Consider the following 22511-nt stretch of genomic DNA (forward strand, 5'->3'; position numbering starts at 1 on the left):
CTTGGTTGAAGGCTAGGATCAAAGCATCTATCCATAAAATCAAATTAGGAATTACCGGTCTGAGGGTGCGATTTGCTAATGGTTCGATCCAGGTTTGACAATATCCCGCTGGAATGGATCCGGGCCTTCGAGGCTGCGGCGCGGTGCGGCAGTTTCACTGCAGCAGCAGACGAAACGGGGGTGACCCAGTCTGCTGTCAGCCAACGGATCGACAAGCTGGAAAAACATCTCGGCACGCAATTGTTCCTGCGCCAGGCACGCAACATCGCGTTGACGGTTGAAGGAGAGGCCTGGCTGCCTCATGTCCGCTCCGCCTTCGACAGTTTGCGGGAAAGCTCCGAAGGGCTCTTCGGAGGAGCGCGCAAGCGATTGACGATCTCGGCCAGTTCAACCGTCATTGACCGCTGGATCGTGCCGCGGCTGGTGCAACTGACTTCCGGGATCGACACCCAGTTCTCCCTGCAGACCATGGTCCTGGCGACCGATGCCGCCCAGGAAGACGATCTGGTCAGGATCCGCTATGGCGCGGGCAACTGGCCGCAGGCCTACAAGATGGCCCTTTTTGAGGAGCGCATTGCGCCAGTGGCTTCGCCCGCACTCCTCAAGTCGATAATGCCCTGGACGGAGTTGCCGCGCATTGCCCTGTCCGGACCGCGCCCTGGGTGGACAGACTGGAGCGCGCGCTTTGGTGTGCCGACAACCCCATTGCCGTCGCTACGCTTCGATACGCTGGTGTCTGCATTGGCCGCGGCGCGCGCCGGGCACGGTGTATTGCTGGCGTCCCTGCCGCTTTGCCGGGACGAGCTGACTTCGGGAACGCTAGAACAGGTGACGACCGAAACGTTGCCGCATCACGAAACCTACTGGTTGCTGGCCTCCAGAGACGCAGTCACGCGCCGCCAATGGAGCCAGCTTGAAGCCGTGCTGCGCGATCGTCCGGCCTAGTCGGCCACCGCGCGGCGGGCAGGCAGCGGTCAGATCGTGTTTTTGGCGTTTCAAGGTGTCTTCTTTTCGTTGGCCGAGCGGATCAGCTTCTCCAGAAGACCCGACAATTGCTGCTGTTCTTCGCCGCTTAGCCCGTCAATGGCGGCGTGCTGTGTCGCGATATAGTCCGGGATCTTTGACTTGATCAGGTTCAGACCCTTTTCCGTCAGGCACACGGTAAGCGCACGGCGGTCCTCAGGGTGCGGGCAGCGCTCCACAAGTCCGGCCTTCTCCAGCTTGTCGACCCGCGCCGTCATGCCGCCCGAACTCATCATGGTTGTCCTGTAGAGCTCGGTTGGTGTCAGCTTGTAAGGTGGACCGGAGCGGACGAGCGTGGCCAGAACGTCAAATTCGCCTGTCTTCAAACCAATGTCTGCGTAGGCGGGGGCCAGATAATCCCTGCTCATGACCTGTGACGCCTCGTTCAGCCGCCCCAGCAGCACCATCGGCGACAGCTGGTCCTTGTAATCAGGCATTTCCTTTTGCCATTGCCGCCGTGCGCGCTCGGCCCTGTCGATGAGCAGATCCTCCGGGTCCCCAAACAGATTGTCTTTTGGCGGTGTCTGTATGGAAGAAGGTTTGCTCATGGTCTCTGGTCCGGAATTCTATCTTGTCTCAAGGCGCGCCTGACAAGAGGCGCCTCTCTAACGCGCTGAAAAATATCTTCTTTTCAATTCAGATCATTTCAAAAGGGGTGCGAGGTGTCAATCAAAATCAAGAATCTTGAAATAAAGTATCTTGAAATCAAGATAAATAATGTTATCTCTCCGACAGCGGGGGCGAGGTGCCTTTGCCTGATTTTGAAAGGATGTTCCGATGTCGGACACAATCAGCCGGGAGGAGAGGCAGGAAGCGGCTTTCCTGCATGGCCAAGAGGTGGCCTCAATGAAGCAGAGGGAAAAACTGCTGGATCAGCCGCTGGTCCTATTGCTGGTGGTCGGCAGTTTTCTTGCTGTTTCCACGGTGATTGCCAAGGCAGCCCCCCAGGTTGGCTGGCACCCGCTTGCTCTGTTGCAATGGTCCATTCTCGGAGGAGCCACCGGCCTTTACTTGATCACCAGGCTGGCCAGTCTCGGCAAAGGCGTGCGGCAAGGCGGAGCCGTGATTGGTCTGGACAGGCGGCTCGTCATATACCTCACCCTGAGCGGGTTGTTGTTCATCGCCCCCAACATGATTGCGGTGGTCGCCGCTCCCAGGGTCGGGGCCGGGTTCGTCTCTCTCAGTTTTGCCTTTCCGCTGGTCCTGACTTACGCCCTGGCCGTCTTGCTCCGGCTTGAGCGGCTGCAGGTCCTGCGCGGAGCAGGGGTGTTGTTCGGACTGGCAGGCGGGGTGCTTCTGGCCGTGTCGGGCGCAGAGCTTTCCGTTGAAGCCTCCTGGTGGTCGATGGTTGCGCTTTCCATCCCGGTGTTTCTGGCCGTCGGCAATATCTATCGCACGCTGAAATGGCCGGAAGGGGCAAAACCGGTCAACCTTGCGCTGGGCATGATGGCCACCGGTTTTCTGGCGCTGGGCGCCTTCAATCTCGCCATCGGCGTCCCCGTTGTGCCGCAGGACTGGTCAACGGCAGCTGTTGGCCTGCTGGTGGCTCAGATTGCAATCTTTGCGGTTCAGTATGGCCTTTACTTTCGGCTGCAGCAGACGGCTGGCCCCGTTTATCTCAGCCAGATCGGGTCCGTCGCTGCCGTTGTCGGCCTCGGCCTGGGGTATCTGGTCTTTGGCGAGATCCCGAACGCGGCGAAACTGGCAGCGGTGGCCTCCGTCGGGGCAGGTATCGTTCTGGTCACGCTCGGCCGCCGATTCGGCTGAACGGCTACCAAACCCCCGGCGGTGAAGCCGCGTCAAAAAGACGGTGCGCCGGGGTCCTGCATTTGCCGGAACGTGTTGACGGGGCTCCGGCTGTCGGATACCAGCGAAGCACTCTCAACCGCGTCAGAGCCATTTCCGCATGCTTTTCGATATCAACAAGACGAACTACAAATACCGGGAAGAGTTTGACGAATTTCCGGACATCGAGAAGCACACATTCGAATTCACGAAATGTACCTGCGGCGGCACGGAGGCCACAGTGGTTTCGACCGTGTCACGGCACCGCAATTTTCTGCCGATCGTCGCTTGCGAGACCTGCGGTACACTGCGCGCCAATCCGTATTTCACCGACGAGACAGCGGCCTATTACTACCGCAATGTCTATGGTAACGTGAAACGGACCGACCGGTCGCCGCAGCAGCTGTTTCGCGAGCAGCGTGCCTTGTCCATCGTGCCGTTCTTCAGCGACGTGATGGAGCAGTTTCAGACCGTGCTCGATTATGGCGGCGGTGCCGGCGGCAAGACAGCTGACTTTATCGAGGCCGGCAAGGAGCTGTCACTCCACGAGGTGGAAAACAACTACAGCCAGTATGCCTATGAAAACGGCATCAAGCCGCATGCACCGTCCAAACGGTATGACCTGGTCGTTGTTTCACATGTGATCGAGCACATGATTGATCCCGTCAAGGAGATGGGGGAGATTATTGACAGCTGCTGCGCTCCGGATGGGCTTTTGCTGGTGGCAACGCCGATCATCGACCGTCAACGGGCGCGCCAATGGCTGCAGCATTTCCACATTTCGCACAAATACTATTTCACCGAGGATGCCCTGATCGGAATGATGGCGGGCCTCGGTTGCACACTGGTGAAACAGAACAATGCCGACTCGTTCCTGTTCCGTGTCGGTGGCACGGTCGATCAGGAAAAAGTGGCCAGGCACTATCGGGCCGGCGCGGCAAAGACGCGCGCGGCCATCATGAGAGAGCTCAAGCCGGGGCTGAAAAAGGTCCTGAGTTCATTGAAATTCTGGCGACCTCAGCCCCACAACCAGGCCGCACCGCGCACACCCGAACTGTCCCCGTGAACCGCCTTGCGGATCGGTGTGTCGAACGTGTCTGAGAAGATGTAGGGCGCCATTGCCGGCGGCAGGTCTTCATAGAGCTCGTCGATGTTCGACATCCCGCCGCCCAGCACGAAGACATCCGGGTCAAGCAGGTTGGCGGACATGGCAAGCGACCGCGCAAGCCGGCTGACATAAGCTTCATAGACGGCTGTTGCGGTGGCATCGCCCGACCGTTTCAGCTCCATGATTTCGTGGCCCTTCAGCAGTGTTCCTGTCTTGTCCTGATAGTCGAGCTGGAACCCGGTGCCGGAACACCAGCGGTCGATGACGCCCTTGTGGCCGATCCAGCTGTCCGGGCCCGGAAACTCCTCTGGCTTGAGCCAGGGCACCGTAATGCCTCCCCATTCGCCGCCAATGCCGTTGGCTCCAAGGTGGGCCTTCGCGTCGATGGCAATGCCCGAACCACTGCCGGTGCCAATGATGATCGCGTGCACGATATGAGCACCCGCGCCGGCCCCGTCGGTGGCCTCCGAGACGGCCAGGCAGTTGGCGTCGTTCTGGATGCGCACCGGCCGGCCGAGAACGGCCTGCAGGTCCTTGTCCAGTGGCTTGCCGTTCATCCAGGTCGAGTTCGCGTTTTTCACCAGACCGGTCTTTGGGGACAGGGAGCCCGGGATACCGAGACCGAGGGTTCCGCTTTCACCTGTGGCTTGCTCGGCGGCGTCGACCAGATATTTGACGGCCTGGAGGCAGCCGTCATAGTCGTCGCGCGGCGTGTCCACGCGCTTGCGGAAGATTTCGTCACCTGTTCCGGACAGAGCGATGATCTCGATCTTCGTTCCACCCCAGTCAATTCCAAGTCGCATGTCAGTCCACCCGTTTCGGCAGTTCGAACGCGGCGGCCTGGCCGTCCGCCAGTTCCGCTGTCTGCTTGCCGTAGCTTTTGAATTTGTTCAGAATTCCGGTCATTTCCGCGTCATCGAGTATGACCGGGTCACCCAATGTGAGCGCGGACAGATATTGATCTGCCAGGTCTTCGACGCCCTCGGCCACAGCGAGCGCCTTTGAAAGGGTCGGGCCGCCGGCAATCTGGCCGTGATTGGCGAGCAGGCAGGCGTTGCGCTCGCCCAGTGCGCGGATCATTGCCTCGGACAAGGCTCTTGTGCCGAAACTCGCATAGTCGGCGCAGTCGATCCGGTCCCCCCGGCGAGAGCCACCATGTAGTGGAAGGCCGGGATGCCGCGCCGGTGGCAGGACAGGGCCGTCGCGCGCGGGCTGTGACAATGCACCACCGCGCCGCAATCCGGCTTGGCGAGGTAGAAATCCAGATGCATGCGCCATTCGGAGGAGGGCAGCACGTCACCGCGGTAACAGCCGTCAAGATCGAGCGCGACTATCTTGTCTTCCGTCAAAGTTTCATAGGGTGTTCCGGAAGGCGTCACCAAAAAACCAGAATCAGTGCGTGCACTTACATTCCCCGATGTGCCTTTGGTCAGTCCCAGCCGTGGCAGCGATCGGGCTGTCTCGATAATGTCTTGGCGCAGCGTGGCTGAATCGCCTGGAAAGGAGGACATCCTGAACCTCTTCAGTGCTTTGGGACTGTCAGATGAGACGGAATTGCGGGCAGGCCGCAGCGGCGGCCATAGATGACAGGTATCCGGTTGCGTTTTCAAGAGTTTGTATTGATAAATCCCGAACCCTTGACCATCCGGTCAGAAAGGATGCCGGTTTAGGTGACGATGTCAGGACTAGCGGACAGGATCAGGCAGTTATTGACGGCGGCGCGCACAGCACGGCCCGAGCAATCGCCAAAGGAACCTGGTGCGATGCGCTCCGGCAAACGCAATGCCGGCCCTCGCTGGGCGGATCAGGAAGACGATCCGTTCCAGCAACCGGAAGAGAGGCTGCAGGATCGGGGCGCAGCGGTGCACCGGTCGACAGGTGAGGGCAACGTCAGGCGACCGTTCGTAACGCCTTACTATTTCTGGGGAACGCTGGCCTTGCTGACGGCCGGATTTGCCGTCGGTGGAGTGACTTTAAATGTCCTGAAGGACTGGATCAGCCAGCCCGTCTCGACCGGCCCGGGGTTGCCCGATCCATTGCTGCCCTTGCAGGAGACCGCGCGCGAAGCGCTGCTGCGGCCGGCGCCGGAACTCGCCGCGGAGCTGAAACGCAGTTTTCTGGGCAAGCCGGACGCGCTGTGTGCCGAGCTTCAGCAGCTCGGTCTGACCAATCGGGGCTGGCGCAAGGCGCCATTTCACAAGGACCGCTGGCAATGCGCCTCCGATCTGGTGCCGCTGACCACACCGAGTGTCGATTATGGCGCAACGACACTGTTTCTCTTGTTGCGCGGCCCGGACGAAGACAAGATTGACTATCTGCGGCTGAAACTGGTCGTGGAAGATCCGCGTCAGAAGGAGATCGGCCTGGAAGCCGTCTGGCTGGTGATTGATGCACTGGCCGGGCGCTACGGCTGGACGGTGCCCGACACTTTCAGAAAGGCCGTCTCAGGGTTTTCGAAGCTGGAAACAAACCATCGCGGCGTGCAGCTTTCGGTCGCTCCGGAAGACCCGAACCTGACCGGCGACCCGCGCGCGAGCCGACGCATGAATATCATCATGGATTTCGGCGAGCCGGACCTGATCCGGCCCGCCGACAGATTTGAACAGGCGCCACCGCTCGAAAGCGGCTGGAGCGTCAGGGGCCCGGACGATCGGGCAGGGGAATGAATTCCTCCGCATCACCGGGGACCGTGTCGAAGCGGCCCTGTCTCCAGTCTTCCTTGGCCTGTTCGATCCGCTCCCTGGAGGAGGAAACGAAGTTCCACCAGATGTAGCGTTTGCCGTCCATCGGCTCGCCGCCAAGCACAACAAACCGCGCGGGGGCCGGAGAGTTGTTTTCGATCACCAGGTGGTCGCCAGGCTTGAACACAAGCAATTGAGCCGGGTCGAAACTCTGGCCGGCGATCGTGATCTGACCTGACACGGTATAAAGGCCACGTTCTTCCCATCCGGCGTCCAGCGGGATTCTGGCGCCCGGCTCCAGGCTGATATCGGCATAGAACATGTCGGAGGCGGTTTTCACAGGAGCCTTGTGACCGTAGAGCTCGCCGGCAATCAATTTGACCGACGCGCCCTTGTCGGCGAATTCCGGCTGGTCCTCGACCCCGTGATGCTGAAAGCTCGGGTCGCCTTCTTCCAGATGTTTGGGTAGAGCCACCCAGCTTTGCAGCCCAAAGAGCGGCCGTGTCTGCTGCAGCCGCTCCGGTCGTTCACGTTCGGAATGCACGATGCCCTTGCCGGCACTCATCCAGTTAAGGGCGCCCGGTGCGATGGCAATTTCAGTGCCGAGACTGTCCCGGTGATACATCTCGCCTTCGAAGAGATAGGTCACCGTGGCAAGGCCGATATGCGGGTGCGGGCGCACGTCGATGCCGCCGCCGACCAGCAGTTCAGCCGGCCCCATCTGATCGAAAAAGATGAACGGACCAACCATGCGCCGTTTGGCGGAGGGCAGGGCGCGGCGCACGGAAAAACCGCCGAGATCGGAGGTGCGCGGAACAATGATCGTGTCGATCGGATCGCAGCTTGCTGCATCGCCAGGGGTGGGATCGGGGCAGTTCAGCCAGCTCATGGGCCTCTCCTTCAATCGCTGTCATGTCATTGCCACCTAGATAGGGTGACGATTGCAAAAGTGTCCATTGAACAGTCTGTTTCCCGGTTTCAATGTCTTGCAATGCGTGTATAACCGCCGGCCCTCCTGACCCTGGAAGGTATAAAATGAAACGTGTCATGATTGTCGGCGGTCCCGGCTCGGGCAAGAGCATGCTTGCGTCCGCACTTGGCGAAAAAACCGGTTTGCCGGTCTTTCACATGGACAAGATCCACTACCGGCCGGGCTGGGTTGAGCGTTCCCGGGAAGAGAAAGACCGGCTGACGCACGAAGTGCACCAAAAAGAGCACTGGATCTTCGAAGGTGGTCATTCGAGCACGTATGCCGAACGGGTCGCGCGGGCGGATACCTTCATCTGGCTGGATGTGCCGGTCGGTCTGAGACTGTTTCGTGTCCTGAAGCGGTCGGTGAAATATTACGGGCGCAGCCGACCGGATCTGCCGGAGGGCTGTCCGGAGCGCTTCAACCTCCAGACCTTGGAATTCCTGCGTTTCATCTGGCGCACGCGTCACTCCGCCCGCGACAAGCTGGTGCGGATCCAGGACAATCCGCCCGCCCATCTGAGCGTTCACCGGCTGACCGATCTGGGGGAGGTCAGAGACTTTCTTTCTCGCGTGGGGACGACTGCTGTTTGAAGGCTGGCTTCTTGACAGTTCGAATACCGGGTTGCACAAGGAAACCACACCCGGGGTGCCCCACGAGGGGCTGAGATGCTGCAGAGCGCAATGCGCAGCGCAGGGACCCGACGAACCTGATCCAGGTCATGCTGGCGAAGGGAAGGTGCCTGCGATCCGTCCGGATCACAATTCCGCAGGATGCTGGCTCCTCTCTTGTCACCAGGCTGACCGTCTATCTGCCCGAGACCGTTTGTGGGTCTTTGCCGGAAGGAAAACACTTGGCAGTCGTTGGAGACCGTAGAGACGCATACTCCTGCACAAAGGGGACTTGGTGATGGAAGTCCTGGTTCGCGGTGCCGGTGTCGCTGGTCTTGCGCTGGCGCGGGAGCTTCTTCGGCGCAAGGTTAAGGTCCATTTGGTGGACAGGCGTTCGGATTGGAGCGGCAGCGCCTCCTGGCTTGCCGGCGGCATGCTGGCGCCCTGGTGCGAACGGGAGAACGCAGAAGAGCCGGTGCTGCGCTTTGGCAAGGGTGCCATCGACTGGTGGGATCGCGCCGTACCCGGCTTGTTACAGAGAAGGGGAACACTGGTGGTGGCACCTGCCAGAGATACCCGGGAACTCGACCGGTTTGCCCGAAGAACATCCGGCTACCGGCTGCTCGACCGCAGCGGGGTGACAGTTCTAGAACCGGAGCTGGAGGGCCGTTTCGCAAAAGGTCTCTTTTTCGAAGGCGAAGCCCATCTCGATCCGCGTGCGGCGCTTCAAAAACTCCTTGATGACCTGATCGCCGATGGTGTCGATTTTCATGTCGGGAGCGACTGCCCTCGAAACGTATCGGGTTTGACAGCGGATTGCACCGGCATGGCTGCCCGCGATCCGGACCTGCGCCCGGTTCGCGGCGAGATGCTGATCCTGCACGCACCGGACGTTCATCTGGCACGGCCCGTGCGCCTGCTGCATCCGCGTTTTCCGGTCTATGTCGTTCCGCGCGAGGACCAACACTTCATGATCGGCGCGACCATGATTGAAAGCGGCGACGACGGGCCGGTCACCGTGCGGTCCACCATGGAATTGCTCAATGCCGCCTACAGCCTGCATCCGGGCTTCGCCGAAGCCAGGATTGTCGAGACCGGTGCCGGGCTTCGGCCGGCCTATGCCGACAATCTGCCGCGTATCCGGCGTGCGGGAGACACCATCTTCGTCAATGGGTTTTACCGCCACGGCTTCCTGCTGGCACCGCATTTTGCGGGCCTTGCGGCACACATGATCACCACGCAACATCAGGAGACTCGTCTTGAAGCTCTTCATTAACGGCGAAGCGCGCGACGTTAAAAGCGCCACCCTGGACCTGCTCCTTGAGGAGCTGGACTATGAGCACGCTTTCCTGGCAACAGCGCGGAACGGCGAACTTGTCAGTTCGGAAGTCCGCAATGCCTGCACACTGCGGGAGGGCGACCGGATCGAGATCCTGTCGCCGATGCAGGGAGGCTGAGAGCGATGCCGGACTTTTACGGGGAGAGCATTTCATCGCGGCTGCTGCTGGGCACGGCACAATATCCATCGCCCAGGATCCTGGCGGATGCGATCAAATCCTCCGGTACGGAAATCCTGACCGTATCGCTGCGACGGGAGAGCGCGGGCAGCGGCGCAGGTGGCAAGTTCTGGGATCTGATCCGTGATCTGAAGGTGCGTGTTCTTCCCAACACCGCAGGCTGCCATACGGTTCGCGAAGCGGTGACCACGGCGCAGATGGCGCGCGAACTCTTCGGAACGGACTGGATCAAGCTGGAAGTGATCGGTCATCACGACAGTCTGCAGCCCGATGTCTTCGGCCTCGTTGAAGCCGCCCGGATCCTGAGCGAGGACGGCTTCAAGGTGTTTCCCTATACAACCGAGGACGTGATCGTCGGCGAGCGGCTGCTGGAGGCAGGTTGCCAGGTCCTGATGCCCTGGTGTGCGCCGATCGGCTCTGCCAGGGGGCCGGTCAATCCGGATGCCCTGAAAAGCTACCGCGCGCATTTCAGGGACATACCGCTTGTAGTCGATGCTGGCCTCGGCCGGCCTTCGCATGCGGCTGAGGTCCTCGAACTGGGCTTCGATGCCGTCCTGTTGAACACGGCCGTTGCCAAGGCCGGCGATCCGGTGGCCATGGCCCGGGCTTTTTCCGGAGCAGTCGAGGCCGGTCGATTGGCCTATGAAGCAGTACCTCTGGAACCGCGCGACATGGCGGTTCCCTCAACCCCGGTTATCGGAATGGCGGTGTTTGAATGAAACTCGATCCCTTCTACCTGATTGTCGACAGCTCCGACTGGATCAGGCGCCTGGTGCCGCTTGGCGTGAAGCTTGTGCAGCTGCGCATCAAGGACCAGCCCGAGCGCGTTTTGCGCGAAGAAATCGCGGCGTCGAAAGAGATCTGCGCCGAGCATAGCTGCCAGCTCATCGTCAATGACTATTGGCAGCTGGCCATCGATGAAGGCTGTGATTTCATTCATCTGGGTCAGGAAGACCTGGCTGACGCTGATGTCGATGCCATCCGCTCGGCGGGTCTCAAACTCGGGGTTTCCACCCATGACGGCGCGGAACTGGAAACAGCTCTCGCCGTTGCGCCTGAATATGTTGCATTGGGGCCTGTCTACCCGACCGTCCTGAAGAAGATGAAATGGGCACCGCAAGGCCTTGAGAAGATCGGCAGGTGGAAAGATCAGATCGGCGGTCTGCCACTGGTCGCGATTGGTGGTCTCAATCCGGAACGCTTGCCCGGTGTCTTTGAAAACGGGGCCGACAGTGCGGCGGTGGTCACCGACATCACCCGCAATTCGGACCCGGAGGCCCGGACGCGGGAATGGATCTCGGCAACCGCGCAGTGGCGATAGCATTCATCGCTGTGTAAAGGAGTGCTACCCGAATATGGCTTTGTCGCGCGCGACCTGGTCGCGCAAGAAGTCCTGCACGGCCGCCACATGGCGCAGTGGGCGGGAGCTTTCATGTGTGACCATCCAGTAGGCGCGTTTCAACTTGAGCTCGGGCAGAACGGCGACGAGCGTGCTGTCATCGCGCGCGATGAAGTCGTGAAGGATGCCGATGCCGGCGCCGCCGCGCACAGCCTCCGTCTGTCCCAGGGCGGATGCAATCTCGAACCGTGCTGTCCAGTCCCGCGAGATTTCCGCGCCATAATTGAGGGACGGGGAATAGAGCAGATCTTCCACATAGCCGATCAGATCGTGTGCGCTGAGATCGCTTGGTGAGTTTGGCGTGCCGTGTTCCTTCAGATAGGTCTTCGACGCGTAAAGGCCGAGCGAATAATCGACCAGTTTGCCGGCAACCAGCCGTCCTGTATCCGGCCGGTCGATCGTGACCGCGATATCCGCTTCGCGCCGCGAGAGGGAAAAGGAGCGGGGTACGGGCACGAGCTGCACCGTCAGGCCCGGATGGCGTGCCGTCAGCTGGCCAAGGCGCGGGGCGAGGTAGGCGACCCCGAAGCCGTCCGGAGCGCCGATGCGCACGGTGCCGGTAATGCCGGGCGTGTCGCCACCAAAATCCGCTTCCGCTGCGAGCGCTTCCGCCTCGATCCTTTCAGCCCGGTCAAAGAATCTTGTGCCGGCATCCGTCAGGACACAGCCCGAAGTCGAACGGTCGAACAGTCGTGTGCCGACACTGTCCTCAAGCGCTGTCAGCCGCCGGGCGACCGTTGCGTGGTTCAACCCCAGCCGCCGCGCCGCTGCCAGGATCTGGCCGGTGCGGGCAATCGACAGGAAAATTCGAATGTCGTCCCAGTTCATGGCGTGGCACTCTCCTGTTTCCTCGCAGGTGTCGTCCCCGCGAAAGCAGGGAACCGGTAAACTAAGGCATCAGTTGGCGCGAGCAGCCGCTGCGGCGTACTGGATCCCGGCTCTCTGCTTCGCTTCGGCCGGGATGACAATGAACAGGGATTGGATTTATCGTCACAACAACGAAGCGTCATCGCATCGTTCTTGCCATAACTATAAAAAATGCACAACAGGTCCGGAATACTGGGTCTTGTTTGTCGCAAAAAATAAAGTCAAAACAATGCCAGATCCGGCGGGTGCCCTAACGGCGCTGGACCGTCCGGCAGTTTGGGAGAAATGCGACATGGAAAAGATCGGTCATTTCATCGGCGGCAAGCGTGTGGAAGGCACGTCCGGCCGTTATGCAGATGTCTACAATCCGGCCACGGGTGAAGTGCAGGCGCAGGTCGCGCTCGCCAGCCAGGCGGAGATGGACGCGGCCATTGCCAATGCTGCTGCCGCGCAGCCGGCCTGGGCGGCCACCAACCCGCAGCGCCGCGCACGCGTGATGATGAAGTTCGTTGATCTTCTGAACCGTGACATGGACAAGCTGGCCGAGGCCCTGTCGCGCGAACACGGCAAGACCTTGCCGGATGCCAAGGGCGACGTCATTCGCGGTCTGGAAGTGGCCGAATTCTGCATCGGCGCACCGCATATGCTCAAGGGTGAGTTCACCGAAGGCGCCGGCCCGGGCATCGACATGTATTCCATGCGCCAGCCGCTCGGCGTTGTTGCCGGCATCACGCCGTTCAACTTCCCGGCCATGATCCCGATGTGGAAATTCTGCCCGGCAATTGCCTGCGGCAACAGCTTCATCCTGAAGCCGTCCGAGCGCGATCCGTCCGTGCCGATCATGCTGGCCGAACTGATGATCGAAGCCGGTCTGCCGGAAGGTGTGCTGAACGTTGTCAACGGCGACAAGAGCGCGGTCGATGCGATCCTGGACGATGAGACCATCCAGGCGGTCGGCTTTGTCGGCTCCACGCCGATCGCACAATATGTCTATGCCCGCGCAACGGCTTCCGGCAAACGCGCCCAGTGTTTCGGTGGTGCCAAGAACCACATGATCATCATGCCGGACGCTGATCTCGATCAGGCGGCCGACGCCCTGGTCGGTGCCGGTTACGGCGCAGCGGGCGAGCGCTGCATGGCTGTTTCCGTTGCCGTTCCGGTTGGCGAGAGCACCGCAAACGCGCTGATCGAAAAGCTGGCGCCGAAGGTCGAAGCGCTGAAGATCGGGCCGTACACCGCCGGCAACGATGTCGACTTCGGTCCGCTTGTCACCAAGGAAGCCCTGACCCGCGTCAAGGGCCTAGTCGATCAGGGTGTCAAGGAAGGCGCCAACCTGGTGGTCGATGGCCGCGGTTTCTCCATGCAGGGCTATGAAGACGGCTTCTTCATGGGCGGCTGCCTGTTCGACAACGTCACCAAGGACATGGAAATCTACAAGACCGAGATCTTCGGTCCGGTCCTGTCGGTTGTTCGCGCCGAAAGCTACGAAGAGGCCCTCGATCTGCCGCTGAGCCACGAATACGGCAACGGCACGGCCATCTTTACCCGTGACGGCGACACGGCGCGCGATTTTGCGTCCCGCATCAATATCGGCATGGTCGGCATCAACGTGCCGATCCCTGTGCCGCTCGCCTATCACACGTTTGGCGGCTGGAAAAAGTCCGGCTTCGGCGATCTCAACCAGCACGGTCCGGACGGGTTCAAGTTCTACACCCGCACCAAGACCGTCACGTCCCGTTGGCCGTCCGGCCTCAAGGATGGTGCGGAATTCGTGATCCCGACCATGAAATAAGCCTTTGAAGGCTGAACGAGCAGGGCGCCCCACCAATGGTCGGGCGCCCTTCTTTTTTGACTTGGAAACAAACTTGGTCGTTGCGTCGCTGAGGCCGCAGCTCAAAAAACGAGCAGATACCAGGTGATGGCGACAACCAGTGCTGTAATTGCCAGAGCGCAAAGCAGGAAAAGCGGCCAGAACACCCCCGGTTGCCGCGACCGGTTGGCCATTCCGAGCAAATTGGAGGGCCTGACCGGATCGAGGGTCAGGACCAGTTGCTGGGCGGCGAAGGCAAGAATGAGAAGAGACAGCAGGCCGCCGGCGGCCTGCAGGTAGTAGCCAGCCAGAACAAGCACAAACGAAATGCTCACGGCAAGGGCGGCGATCAGGGACGCGAACAGCCGGCCGGCGATGATATAGCCGAAGTCGCCAAGCCCTGGTTTTCTGTCCTTCATGCCGCTCTCCGTTTCCGTTGACCCTGAAGCCACAAGTCTCTTCAGCGATACTGCCATGGAAACCGGCCCACAAGGCATGCTTTCTGATTTCGGCTCCGCGAACCCGCGTTCACGGAGCCTCTGGAAGGGTCAGGCTGCGACGGCGTCAGCGGTGACCGTCCGATCGGCTTGATAGTGCGACATGGTCACCAGACCGTCGATTTCCGCCATGATGGCTTTGAAGCCGGGATCCTTCATGACCTTGTCCGCAGCGGCCTTGGCCGCGTTCAGGTCACGCCATAACACAACGTCGGCGAACAGGCCCTTGTCCTCGCAGGCTTCATAGGCGGTCCAGGAGAGAAAACCGTCATAGGTGCTGACGGTGTCCTGTGCAGCGCGCCGGGCTAGACGCGCCTTGTCGGCATCCTTGACTTTGAAAACGACGAGTTCGAGGCAGGGTTCGGTCATTGGTATCTCCATGAATTTGAAAGGGGATATTCCCTTGCCCCTTCATGGCACAGCCGTCCTGACAGCCTCCTGTCAGGAGAGTTTGGCTTTTTTGTCCGGAGCAATCCGCGAGCGTGGCAAGTCGCCCCTTGAAATTCACAGTCGAGCGCGACATCAACTAATCGATGGGAAAACACGGGCGCGAACCAGATCATTATGCGAACCATGCTTCGGCGCGGCGCGAAGGGATTGCTGAGATCGGGAAACCTTTACCGGCTGACAGGAAGCGCCTGAAAAGGGCAGGCCTGCTTGTCGCGGCATCCGATCTTTTCTGGATTCCACAGGCCGGATTGATCGCCCTTGCGCTTGGAGCCGTTTTTTCCTCATTGCCGGAAGTGTCGAGGCCAGCCGGTTTTCCTGCAGGTCTGCTTCCTCAGACGATTGTCTTTGCTGCGTGTTTTGCCGGCCTTGCGCTGGTGCGGGCTGGTCTACAGTATCTGGGGGCACGTCTTGCAAGACAGGCCGCGCGGGAGCTGCAAAGCAGGACGCGGGCGGAGTTGCTTGCTGTGGCTTCCAAAACGTCACCCGCCGCACCGTTTCCGTCTTCCGGGGCGTTTGCCGCCCATATCAGCGAACAGGTGGATCTGCTCGGTCCCTACTACCGCAACTACGTGCCGCAGCTTCCGAGACTGAAGATCGTGCCCTTGGCGATTGTTCTCGTAACGCTCTGGCACAGCTGGCTGGCCGCCCTGATCCTGCTTGTGTGCGGTCCGGTCATTCCGCTCTTCATGGCCTTGATCGGTATGCGCGCTCAGGCGGCAAGCGCCGGTCAGCAGGAGGAACTGACACGGCTGAGCGGGGTTTTGCTCGACCGTATCAAGGGGCTGGAAACACTGGAACTGTTCGGGGCCCTGGAGCGGACCCGCAACGATGTCGCCGAGGCAGGGGAGCGCTTCCGGAAGGGCACCATGAGCGTTCTCAAGATCGCCTTTTTGTCGTCCACTGTTCTGGAACTCTTCTCCGCACTAGGGATCGCCTTTTTGGCGGTCTTTATTGGTTTCACGCTGCTGGGCGATCTCTCCGTCGGCACCTGGGGACAGCCGCTCGGCTATTCTGCCGGGCTGTTCGTCCTGCTGCTGGCGCCTGAATTTTTCGCCCCGCTCAGAGCATATGCTGCGGCCTACCATGACCGGGCCGCAGGGCTTGCCGCGCAGGAAAAACTGGCTGGCCTGCTGCAGAGGAATCGCGCCGAGGGGCCTTCCAGGTGCGGCAAGGTAAATCGCAATCCATCGGAGGCACCAGCTGCGCCTGCCATCCATGTGAAGGATTTGAAGCTGGAGCTGGCCGGAACGCTCGTTTTTGAGAACTTCAATCTCGACATCGCACCCGGGGAGACGGTGTTTCTGACAGGGCGCAGCGGAAGCGGCAAAACGAGCCTTCTCGATTGCCTGTTGGGTTTTCATGTGCCCCGGTCAGGGATTGTCCAGATCAACGGGTCTGCACCAAGCCAACTGGGACGCAGCCTGTTGCAGAACGTGTCTTGGCTGGACCAGGCTCCGCGTCTGTTTCATGGAAGTCTGAAATCGAATCTGCTGATGGGAGCCGTAGATACCCAATCTGTCACGGATGCGGATCTTTGGCGCGCGTTGCAGCTGGCCGGGGCGAAGGCGCTTGTCGAGCGTTTGCCACAGGGGCTTTCAACGCAACTGGGAGAAGACGGCTTCGGTCTTTCCGTCGGAGAAATCAGGCGGGTCGCGCTTGCCCGGGCCGCCATGCGCAAAGACGCCGGACTGTTTCTTGCAGATGAACCGACGGCCGCTTTGGACAGGGAAACTGCGGGTCTGGTGATCAGGGGACTTGAGACGCTTGCAGCCGGGCGCACGACCATCATCGCGACGCATGATCCTGCGGTGCTAGCTTTGCCGGGCCGCGTGGTCGAACTGGAGAAACAGGACGTGCGGGCCGTTGGAGAAGAGGTCTCATGACATCTGTTTGGCGGATCATCCGGTCTCAGTATCAACACGACCGGCTTTCTTTCACGCTCGGCATTCTTGTTTCGCTCGTTCCCGCCGCGGCCGGGCTGCTTCTGCTCGGCGTGTCCGGCTGGTTCATAACCGCTGCCGCCCTTGCGGGCCTGAGCGGAGCGTTCTTGAACATTTTTGCGCCGAGCGCCATCATTCGTGCCCTGGCCATCATGCGTACCGGTGGCCGTTATGGTGAACGGCTGCTGACCCACGAGGCAACGTTCAGGTTTCTACTCCAGCTCCGCAACCAGGTGTTCGCCGGATACATCCATACCCGAAGGCGAGGCGCACGCTCGGCTGTCTCGCTCAACAGGCTGACAGTCGACATTGCCGCTCTGGATCTTGTCTATTTGCGCCTGGTCGTTCCGGGCACGGTTGCCATTGTCGCAGCGGTTGCGCTTGTTGCCTGGTGGGCGTCCGTTTCGATACCTGTACTGACATGCGGTTTTTTGCTGTTTTGTCTTTGGTCTGCCGTTCTGCTGATGCCGGTTTTTCGGCCGGATCTCAATACGGCAAGGCGGGCAGATGCCGCATTGGAGGCCATGCGGCTGAGATCGGCGGATCTTGTGGCCGGACGGCGGGATCTGAGCATCTATGGGGGGCTGGACCGTGCCGCCAGCAGCGTGCTGGCTGCCGAAGACCGCCTGCACAAGGCGGAAGACGCAGAAGAAGAGCGCGCCCTGCGTCTGACGGTCCTGTCCGGGTTGATCGGGCAGCTGTTTCTGGCCGCGTTTTTAATGGTCGCGATCCTTGGCGTGGCACAAGGGGAATTTGGCGTTGCCTTTGCCGCAGGTCTCGTGCTGGTGGTGATGGCCATGCCCGAGATCGTCAACCTGGTGCTGCCGGGCCTCATTCGGTTACCACGGGTGAATTTGGCTGCAAGGCGGGTTGGCGGTCTATTTGCCGGTGCGGAGCGACCCGGAGAGGACGGCGCTGAGGCCGGCGGGCAGCCATTGCCTGGACCAGACACGGATGTGCTTTGCTTTGAAGCTGTTTCGTTCCGCTATCCCGGCGCGCTTCGGGAGGCCGTTGAGGGGCTCAGCTTTCAAGTCAGGCCTGGCGAAGTCATGGCGGTCGCAGGTAGAAGCGGCTGCGGCAAGAGCACCCTTGTGGCGCTCGCCGCCCGGCTCCTCGACCCCGAGAGTGGAAACATCTTCCTGGATGGTGAGCCCTTGCGCCAGATCGCGGAACAGCGGTTGCGGTCCCGGATCACGGTCCTGGGGCAGAAGCCCTCCTTCTTCAACGATACGGTGGCTGCCAATTTGCGCATCGCCGGTGCGGGCGCGAGCGATGGTGAACTCTGGTCTGCCCTTGAAAAGGCCGCTTTGGCGGACCGGATTGCCGTCGGCCCCGCCGGACTGGAGACAATCCTGGGAGAGGGGGGGATCGGTTTGTCCGGAGGGGAGCTTCGCCGGCTGGCGTTGGCGCGTGCCTTTTTGACGCGCCCGGGCCTCTTCATTCTTGACGAGATGACGGAGGGGCTCGACGAGGAGACCGCCTCAGATGTACTTGGCCGTTTCTTTGCCGCCCGCGGGGACGCTGCGGTGCTGATGATTGCCCACAAACAGCGTGAACTGGACAGGGCCGACCACGTGTTGCATCTGGGCGCCCAATGAATGAGGCGCCGGACCCGCGTTCGGCAAACCCCTCGTTTTTCAAACAGTTCCTGCTCAGTTTTTCTCGCCTTAAAGTTGTTGTACTGCAAGTGTCGCATTGACCTTGCCAAGGGGCTGGGTCACCATCGACACATTCGAAGACTCGGTTTAGGTGCCGCCCTTGAAGAAGGGGCGGCGCAAGGGCTGGCAGCCAAAAGGGACGGTCTTTCGGTTGCCGGTGCAACGGAGCAGGGTCTTCACCAAAGCTTTTTGCTCAGGCTCTCGGCCTGAAAAGGGGGAATGCGATGGAACTCAACGTCGTTGACCTGTCCCGGCTGCAATTTGCCATGACAGCGCTCTACCACTTCCTGTTTGTGCCCTTGACCATCGGCCTGTCGATCCTGCTCGCCACCATGGAAACGGTCTATGTGATGACGGGTCGCGAGATCTGGAAGCGCATGGTGAAGTTCTGGGGCACGCTGTTCGGGATCAACTTCGTGCTCGGGGTGGCAACAGGCCTGACGATGGAGTTCCAGTTCGGCATGAACTGGGCCTATTTCAGCCAGTATGTAGGCGATGTCTTCGGTGCGCCGCTGGCGATTGAGGGCCTGATGGCCTTCTTCCTCGAAGCAACCTTTGTCGGTCTGTTCTTCTTCGGCTGGGACAGGTTGTCCAAGCGCCAGCACCTTGCTGCCACCTGGGCGGTTGCGCTCGGTACCAATTTTTCAGCGCTCTGGATCCTGATAGCCAACGGCTGGATGCAGCACCCGGTCGGAGCGGCATTCAACCCGGATACAATGCGCATGGAAGTGACCAGCTTCTTTGACGTCCTGTTCAATCCGGTCGCCCAGGCCAAGTTTGTACACACGGTGTCGGCGGGCTATGTCACCGCCGCCATGTTCATGCTCGGTATCTCGGCCTGGTACATGCTGCGCGGCCGCCATATCGCGATTGCCAAACGCTCCATGGCGATAGCATCCGCCTTCGGCTTTGCCTCCGCGCTGTCCGTCGTCGTGCTCGGCGACGAAAGCGGCTACGAGGCAAATCTGAACCAGAAGATGAAACTCGCGACCATCGAGGCCATGTGGCACACGGAGCCGGCCCCTGCCGCCTTCAATGTCGTTGCCTGGCCGGACATGGAAAAGCGCGAGAACGTTTTTGCCATTGAAGTGCCATATGTCATGGGCCTGATCGCGACGCGCTCTCTCGACACCGAGATTCCGGGCATTCATGAACTGGTGGACCGCACCAAGGACCGGATCCGTCAGGGCGCGATCGCGTGGGACGCGTTGCAGCAGATCCGCGAAGACCCGTCCAAGGCAAGCCAGGAACTGCGCGAGACTTTCATGCAGAACGAGAGTTCTCTTGGATACGCATACCTGTTGCTGCCCTTTACCGACGACCCGCTGAACGCCACGACGGAGCAGGTGGACGCGGCAGCCTGGTCGACGGTGCCGGAAGTCTGGCCCATGTTTTATGCATTCCGCATCATGGTCGCCTGCGGCTTCTTCTTCATCCTGCTGACGGCGATCTTTTTCTACTATTCCTCGTCCGGGCAGCTTGATGTCTTGCGCGAGAAACGCCGCTGGCTGCTTCATATCGCTGTCTGGGCCATCCCGTTGCCGTGGATTGCCTGCGAAATGGGCTGGTTTGTTGCCGAATACGGCCGGCAACCCTGGATCATCGAGAGCATGCTGCCGACGGCTGCCGCCGTCTCCAGTCTGAGCGTCACCGAAGTTCTCCTGACGCTGGCCGGCTTCATCGCGCTCTACAGCACGCTTCTGGTGATCGAGATCACCTTGATGATCAAGTACATCAAGATCGGACCGGACGATGGCGAGGCCGCGGAAACATTGCCGCCGCCGACCATGCGGCCCGCCGTTCCCAATTCAGCCTCGGTTCCTGCGGAGTAAGACGTCATGGTTCTTTATGAAATGATCGACTACTCGGTGCTGAAGATGATCTGGTGGCTGCTTCTGGGGGTGCTTTTGATCGGCTTTGCCGTGATGGACGGGTTCGACATGGGCGTCGGTGCGCTGCTGCCCTTTGTGGCCGACACCGACGTCGAACGCCGCGTGGTCATCAACACGATCGGCCCGACCTGGGAAGGCAATCAGGTCTGGTTCATCCTGGGCGGCGGCGCGATCTTCGCTGCCTGGCCGCCGCTTTACGCGATCAGCTTCTCCGGCTTCTATCTGGCAATGTTCGTGGTGCTGGCCGCCATGATCCTCAGGCCGGTTGCGTTCAAGTATCGCTCCAAGCGGCCGGATCCAGCCTGGCGCAACGCCTGGGACTGGGCGCTTTTCACAGGTTCCTTCGTGCCTGCACTCGTTTTCGGTGTCGCCGTCGGCAACGTCATGCTTGGCGTTCCCTTCACCCTTGATAACGACTTGCGCATGACCTACGAAGGCTCGTTCTTCGCTTTGTTCTCGCCCTATTCGGTGCTTTGCGGACTGCTCTCGGTGTCCATGCTGGTCATGCACGGTTCCGTCTGGCTGGTGATGCGGGCGAGTGGCGATATCGCCATGCGTGCGCGCCGTTATGGCACCTTTGCCGCCATGTTCGGACTGATGCTCTTCGCGCTCGGTGGCTACCTCGTTGCCTCCGGCTATGTCGAGGGTTACCGCATCACCTCCGAGATCGATCCCAACATGCAGGCCAATCCGCTTGCCAAGCAGGCCATTTCCGAAGGTGGGGCCTGGCTCTACAACTACACGGTCCATCCGATCCTCTGGCTGGCTCCGGCGTTTGGTTTTCTGGGCCTGTTCGGAACGCTGGTCCTGTTGCAGACGCGCCTTGAACTGCTGATCTTTCCGGTCTCGAAAATGGCGCTGTTCGGCATCATCTCGACAGTCGGCGTCTCCATGTTCCCGTTCATTCTGCCATCCTCCGTTCAGCCGGAGGCAAGCCTGACAGTCTGGGATGCGTCATCCTCTCACAGGACCTTGTTCAACATGCTGGTGGCAACGGTGATTTTCCTGCCGATCGTGCTCGCTTATACCGCCTGGGTCTACAAGGTCCTTTGGGGCAAGGTGGATGAGGAAACGATTGAGCGCGACAACCATACGGCTTACTGAGGAGACAGAAGAATGTGGTATTTTGCCTGGGTCCTCGGAATGCCGCTGGCATGTTGCCTGGCCATCCTGAACGCCATGTGGCTGGAACTGCGCTCGGAGGATGAGCGCCGCCGGCGCGAAGGACGCTGATTGGCCTGATCCTTGTTGAACGCTCGGGACAGAGCGTCCGGACATCGATGTGCTTGCTGAAACGCTCAACTTCTTGCCGGATGATATCTGTTCTCGCCCGTTGGGGCGCGGGCGTTCGCTAGGCGGTCAGCTGACTGAAGACAAGGATGCTGATCGCATATAGACCAAGAACAAGTGTTGTCCCCAGAACCGTCCGTTTTGTCGAGGCGCCGGTCTCCGGATCCAGCCAGAAACGCAGGGCTCGTGTCGTTATCGGCATGACGGCCCAGGTCAACAGGATCACGCTCAGGATGTTTGAAACAAAGATGGAAAGCGGCAGTCCCAGGGACGACATGAGCGGCGAAACGTAGAGCGTCAGCAGCATCACCGTCGGGTAAAGGGCCAGCAACACCACCATCGCCATCCTGATCTGCGATGGGCCGCCGTCGCGATCACCGGAAGCATTTGCAAACCAGTCTTCAAATCCGCGGCCGATCCGTCTGACCTGCACGTTTTCAAAAAACGGTTCCGCCTGTTTCATGAGCCGTTGATGTGTTTCGGACGCGAACCAGTCATCCAGGTTCTGGCTTGAATCGAAGCGAAAGATGACCACCCACTCGTTTTGCACACCCGGCAGCGGACTGATGAGTTCGGTGGCCTGAAAGCCGGGAAACTTTCTGGCGGCGCTATCGATTTCCTGTTGCCATTTCTGATAGGCCGCTTCACAGCCCGGTTTCACCTGTTGGGAAATCACGACAGTCACGGGCAGCGAAGAGGGTTTGCTATTGGCGACGACCTGTCTTGTTACCGGTTTACCGAAGGTCTTGTCGGATGCGGTCAGGGCGGTCTTGAACCTCTCATCATCGAGCAGCGACTTCAGACCGTCGATCGTATCAAAGGTGATCACTTGCACCCATTCGTCCTGAACACCGTCAATGGGTGTCTGTAGGTCGACGTCGAGCAACCCCTCATGCTGCCGAGCCAGTACGACAAGCTCCCGGTGCCAGTCCTTGTAGGCCGGCTCATCAAACGCGCCCTGGGCCCGTGACAGGATGAGAACGCCGGTTTTGGGTGTGTCCTGCATGCTCTGT

22 protein-coding genes, 1 pseudogene and 1 riboswitch are annotated in these 22511 nt (G+C 60.4%); of the genes and pseudogenes, 15 read left to right on the plus strand and 8 right to left on the minus strand.

Features of this window, described 5'->3' with window-relative positions; all coding sequences use genetic code 11:
- Window positions 1-78: 78 nt before the first annotated feature.
- Entirely contained in the window at window positions 79-945 is an 867-nt protein-coding gene (locus CHH27_RS03695) for a LysR family transcriptional regulator (protein ID WP_094070381.1), read from the plus strand.
- Window positions 946-995: 50 nt separating this feature from the next.
- Here the strand turns inward: CHH27_RS03695 and CHH27_RS03700 are convergent, their stop codons facing one another.
- Window positions 996-1571, minus strand: a complete 576-nt coding sequence (locus tag CHH27_RS03700) for a MarR family winged helix-turn-helix transcriptional regulator (protein ID WP_094070382.1) — start codon at window positions 1569-1571, stop codon at window positions 996-998.
- A gap of 229 nt (window positions 1572-1800) precedes the next feature.
- Here CHH27_RS03700 and CHH27_RS03705 point away from each other — a divergent pair, with 229 nt between their 5' ends.
- Window positions 1801-2790 (plus strand): DMT family transporter, encoded by a 990-nt coding sequence (locus tag CHH27_RS03705; protein ID WP_208988522.1) that lies wholly within the window; start codon window positions 1801-1803, stop codon window positions 2788-2790.
- Between the two features lie 139 nt (window positions 2791-2929).
- A complete protein-coding gene (locus tag CHH27_RS03710; protein ID WP_094070383.1) occupies window positions 2930-3874 on the plus strand; it encodes a class I SAM-dependent methyltransferase in 945 nt (314 codons plus the stop codon).
- Here CHH27_RS03710 and CHH27_RS03715 read toward each other — a convergent pair.
- Window positions 3826-4719: an ROK family protein gene (locus tag CHH27_RS03715; RefSeq protein ID WP_094070384.1), complete on the minus strand. Its 894-nt coding sequence runs from the start codon at window positions 4717-4719 to the stop codon at window positions 3826-3828. The genes CHH27_RS03710 and CHH27_RS03715 overlap by 49 nt on opposite strands.
- Before the next feature lies 1 nt (window position 4720).
- A pseudogene (locus CHH27_RS03720) lies at window positions 4721-5427 on the minus strand (class II aldolase/adducin family protein).
- 252 nt (window positions 5428-5679) lie between these two features.
- Here CHH27_RS03720 and CHH27_RS03725 point away from each other — a divergent pair.
- A complete protein-coding gene (locus CHH27_RS03725) occupies window positions 5680-6582 on the plus strand; it encodes a DUF6030 family protein (RefSeq protein ID WP_094070385.1) in 903 nt (300 codons plus the stop codon).
- Here the strand turns inward: CHH27_RS03725 and CHH27_RS03730 are convergent.
- A complete protein-coding gene (locus CHH27_RS03730) occupies window positions 6551-7486 on the minus strand; it encodes a pirin family protein (protein ID WP_094070386.1) in 936 nt (311 codons plus the stop codon). The two genes, CHH27_RS03725 and CHH27_RS03730, sit on opposite strands and share 32 nt — an antisense overlap.
- 146 nt (window positions 7487-7632) lie before the next feature.
- Here CHH27_RS03730 and CHH27_RS03735 point away from each other — a divergent pair, with 146 nt between their 5' ends.
- The 5 genes from CHH27_RS03735 (at window position 7633) to CHH27_RS03755 (ending at window position 11016) form a co-directional block, all read left to right on the plus strand.
- Window positions 7633-8160 (plus strand): AAA family ATPase, encoded by a 528-nt coding sequence (locus CHH27_RS03735; protein WP_094070387.1) that lies wholly within the window; start codon window positions 7633-7635, stop codon window positions 8158-8160.
- A 41-nt stretch (window positions 8161-8201) separates the two neighbouring features.
- Window positions 8202-8321, plus strand: a riboswitch (TPP riboswitch).
- 155 nt (window positions 8322-8476) lie between these two features.
- Window positions 8477-9454: a glycine oxidase ThiO gene (gene thiO, locus CHH27_RS03740; protein ID WP_094070388.1), complete on the plus strand. Its 978-nt coding sequence runs from the start codon at window positions 8477-8479 to the stop codon at window positions 9452-9454.
- Window positions 9438-9635 (plus strand): sulfur carrier protein ThiS, encoded by a 198-nt coding sequence (thiS, locus tag CHH27_RS03745; protein ID WP_094070389.1) that lies wholly within the window; start codon window positions 9438-9440, stop codon window positions 9633-9635. Before thiO ends, thiS begins: the two co-directional genes overlap by 17 nt.
- A 5-nt stretch (window positions 9636-9640) precedes the next feature.
- On the plus strand, window positions 9641-10414 hold the full coding sequence (locus CHH27_RS03750; RefSeq protein ID WP_094070390.1) for a thiazole synthase: 774 nt from the start codon (window positions 9641-9643) through the stop codon (window positions 10412-10414).
- The gene (locus CHH27_RS03755; RefSeq protein ID WP_094070391.1) at window positions 10411-11016 is read left to right on the plus strand and encodes a thiamine phosphate synthase; all 606 of its coding nucleotides are present in this window, start codon (window positions 10411-10413) and stop codon (window positions 11014-11016) included. Before CHH27_RS03750 ends, CHH27_RS03755 begins: the two co-directional genes overlap by 4 nt.
- A 24-nt stretch (window positions 11017-11040) precedes the next feature.
- Here the strand turns inward: CHH27_RS03755 and CHH27_RS03760 are convergent, their stop codons facing one another.
- Window positions 11041-11922 carry a LysR family transcriptional regulator gene (locus CHH27_RS03760; protein WP_094070392.1) on the minus strand — a complete coding sequence of 294 codons (882 nt, stop codon included), beginning with the start codon at window positions 11920-11922 and terminating at the stop codon, window positions 11041-11043.
- Window positions 11923-12253: 331 nt separating this feature from the next.
- Here CHH27_RS03760 and CHH27_RS03765 point away from each other — a divergent pair, with 331 nt between their 5' ends.
- On the plus strand, window positions 12254-13753 hold the full coding sequence (locus CHH27_RS03765) for a CoA-acylating methylmalonate-semialdehyde dehydrogenase (protein WP_094074501.1): 1500 nt from the start codon (window positions 12254-12256) through the stop codon (window positions 13751-13753).
- 101 nt (window positions 13754-13854) lie between these two features.
- Here the strand turns inward: CHH27_RS03765 and CHH27_RS03770 are convergent, their stop codons facing one another.
- Window positions 13855-14190 carry a hypothetical protein gene (locus CHH27_RS03770; protein WP_157738669.1) on the minus strand — a complete coding sequence of 112 codons (336 nt, stop codon included), beginning with the start codon at window positions 14188-14190 and terminating at the stop codon, window positions 13855-13857.
- A gap of 129 nt (window positions 14191-14319) precedes the next feature.
- A complete protein-coding gene (locus CHH27_RS03775) occupies window positions 14320-14637 on the minus strand; it encodes a hypothetical protein (RefSeq protein ID WP_094070394.1) in 318 nt (105 codons plus the stop codon).
- 164 nt (window positions 14638-14801) lie between these two features.
- On the opposite strand from CHH27_RS03775, the gene cydD reads away from it, so the two are divergent.
- The 5 genes from cydD (at window position 14802) to cydX (ending at window position 21441) form a co-directional block, all read left to right on the plus strand.
- Window positions 14802-16601 carry a thiol reductant ABC exporter subunit CydD gene (gene cydD, locus CHH27_RS03780; RefSeq protein ID WP_094070395.1) on the plus strand — a complete coding sequence of 600 codons (1800 nt, stop codon included), beginning with the start codon at window positions 14802-14804 and terminating at the stop codon, window positions 16599-16601.
- Entirely contained in the window at window positions 16598-18256 is a 1659-nt protein-coding gene (cydC, locus tag CHH27_RS03785) for a thiol reductant ABC exporter subunit CydC (protein ID WP_094070396.1), read from the plus strand. Before cydD ends, cydC begins: the two co-directional genes overlap by 4 nt.
- Window positions 18257-18540: 284 nt before the next feature.
- Window positions 18541-20148: a cytochrome ubiquinol oxidase subunit I gene (locus CHH27_RS03790; protein ID WP_094070397.1), complete on the plus strand. Its 1608-nt coding sequence runs from the start codon at window positions 18541-18543 to the stop codon at window positions 20146-20148.
- 6 nt (window positions 20149-20154) lie between these two features.
- Entirely contained in the window at window positions 20155-21312 is a 1158-nt protein-coding gene (cydB, locus tag CHH27_RS03795; RefSeq protein ID WP_094070398.1) for a cytochrome d ubiquinol oxidase subunit II, read from the plus strand.
- Window positions 21313-21324: 12 nt separating this feature from the next.
- A complete protein-coding gene (cydX, locus tag CHH27_RS03800) occupies window positions 21325-21441 on the plus strand; it encodes a cytochrome bd-I oxidase subunit CydX (RefSeq protein WP_094070399.1) in 117 nt (38 codons plus the stop codon).
- A 118-nt stretch (window positions 21442-21559) separates the two neighbouring features.
- Here cydX and CHH27_RS03805 read toward each other — a convergent pair whose 3' ends face one another.
- The gene (locus CHH27_RS03805; RefSeq protein WP_094070400.1) at window positions 21560-22504 is read right to left on the minus strand and encodes an antibiotic biosynthesis monooxygenase; all 945 of its coding nucleotides are present in this window, start codon (window positions 22502-22504) and stop codon (window positions 21560-21562) included.
- Between the last annotated feature and the right edge of the window lie 7 nt (window positions 22505-22511).

The sequence above is a fragment of the Labrenzia sp. VG12 genome (assembly GCF_002237595.1).
Taxonomy (GTDB): domain Bacteria; phylum Pseudomonadota; class Alphaproteobacteria; order Rhizobiales; family Stappiaceae; genus Roseibium.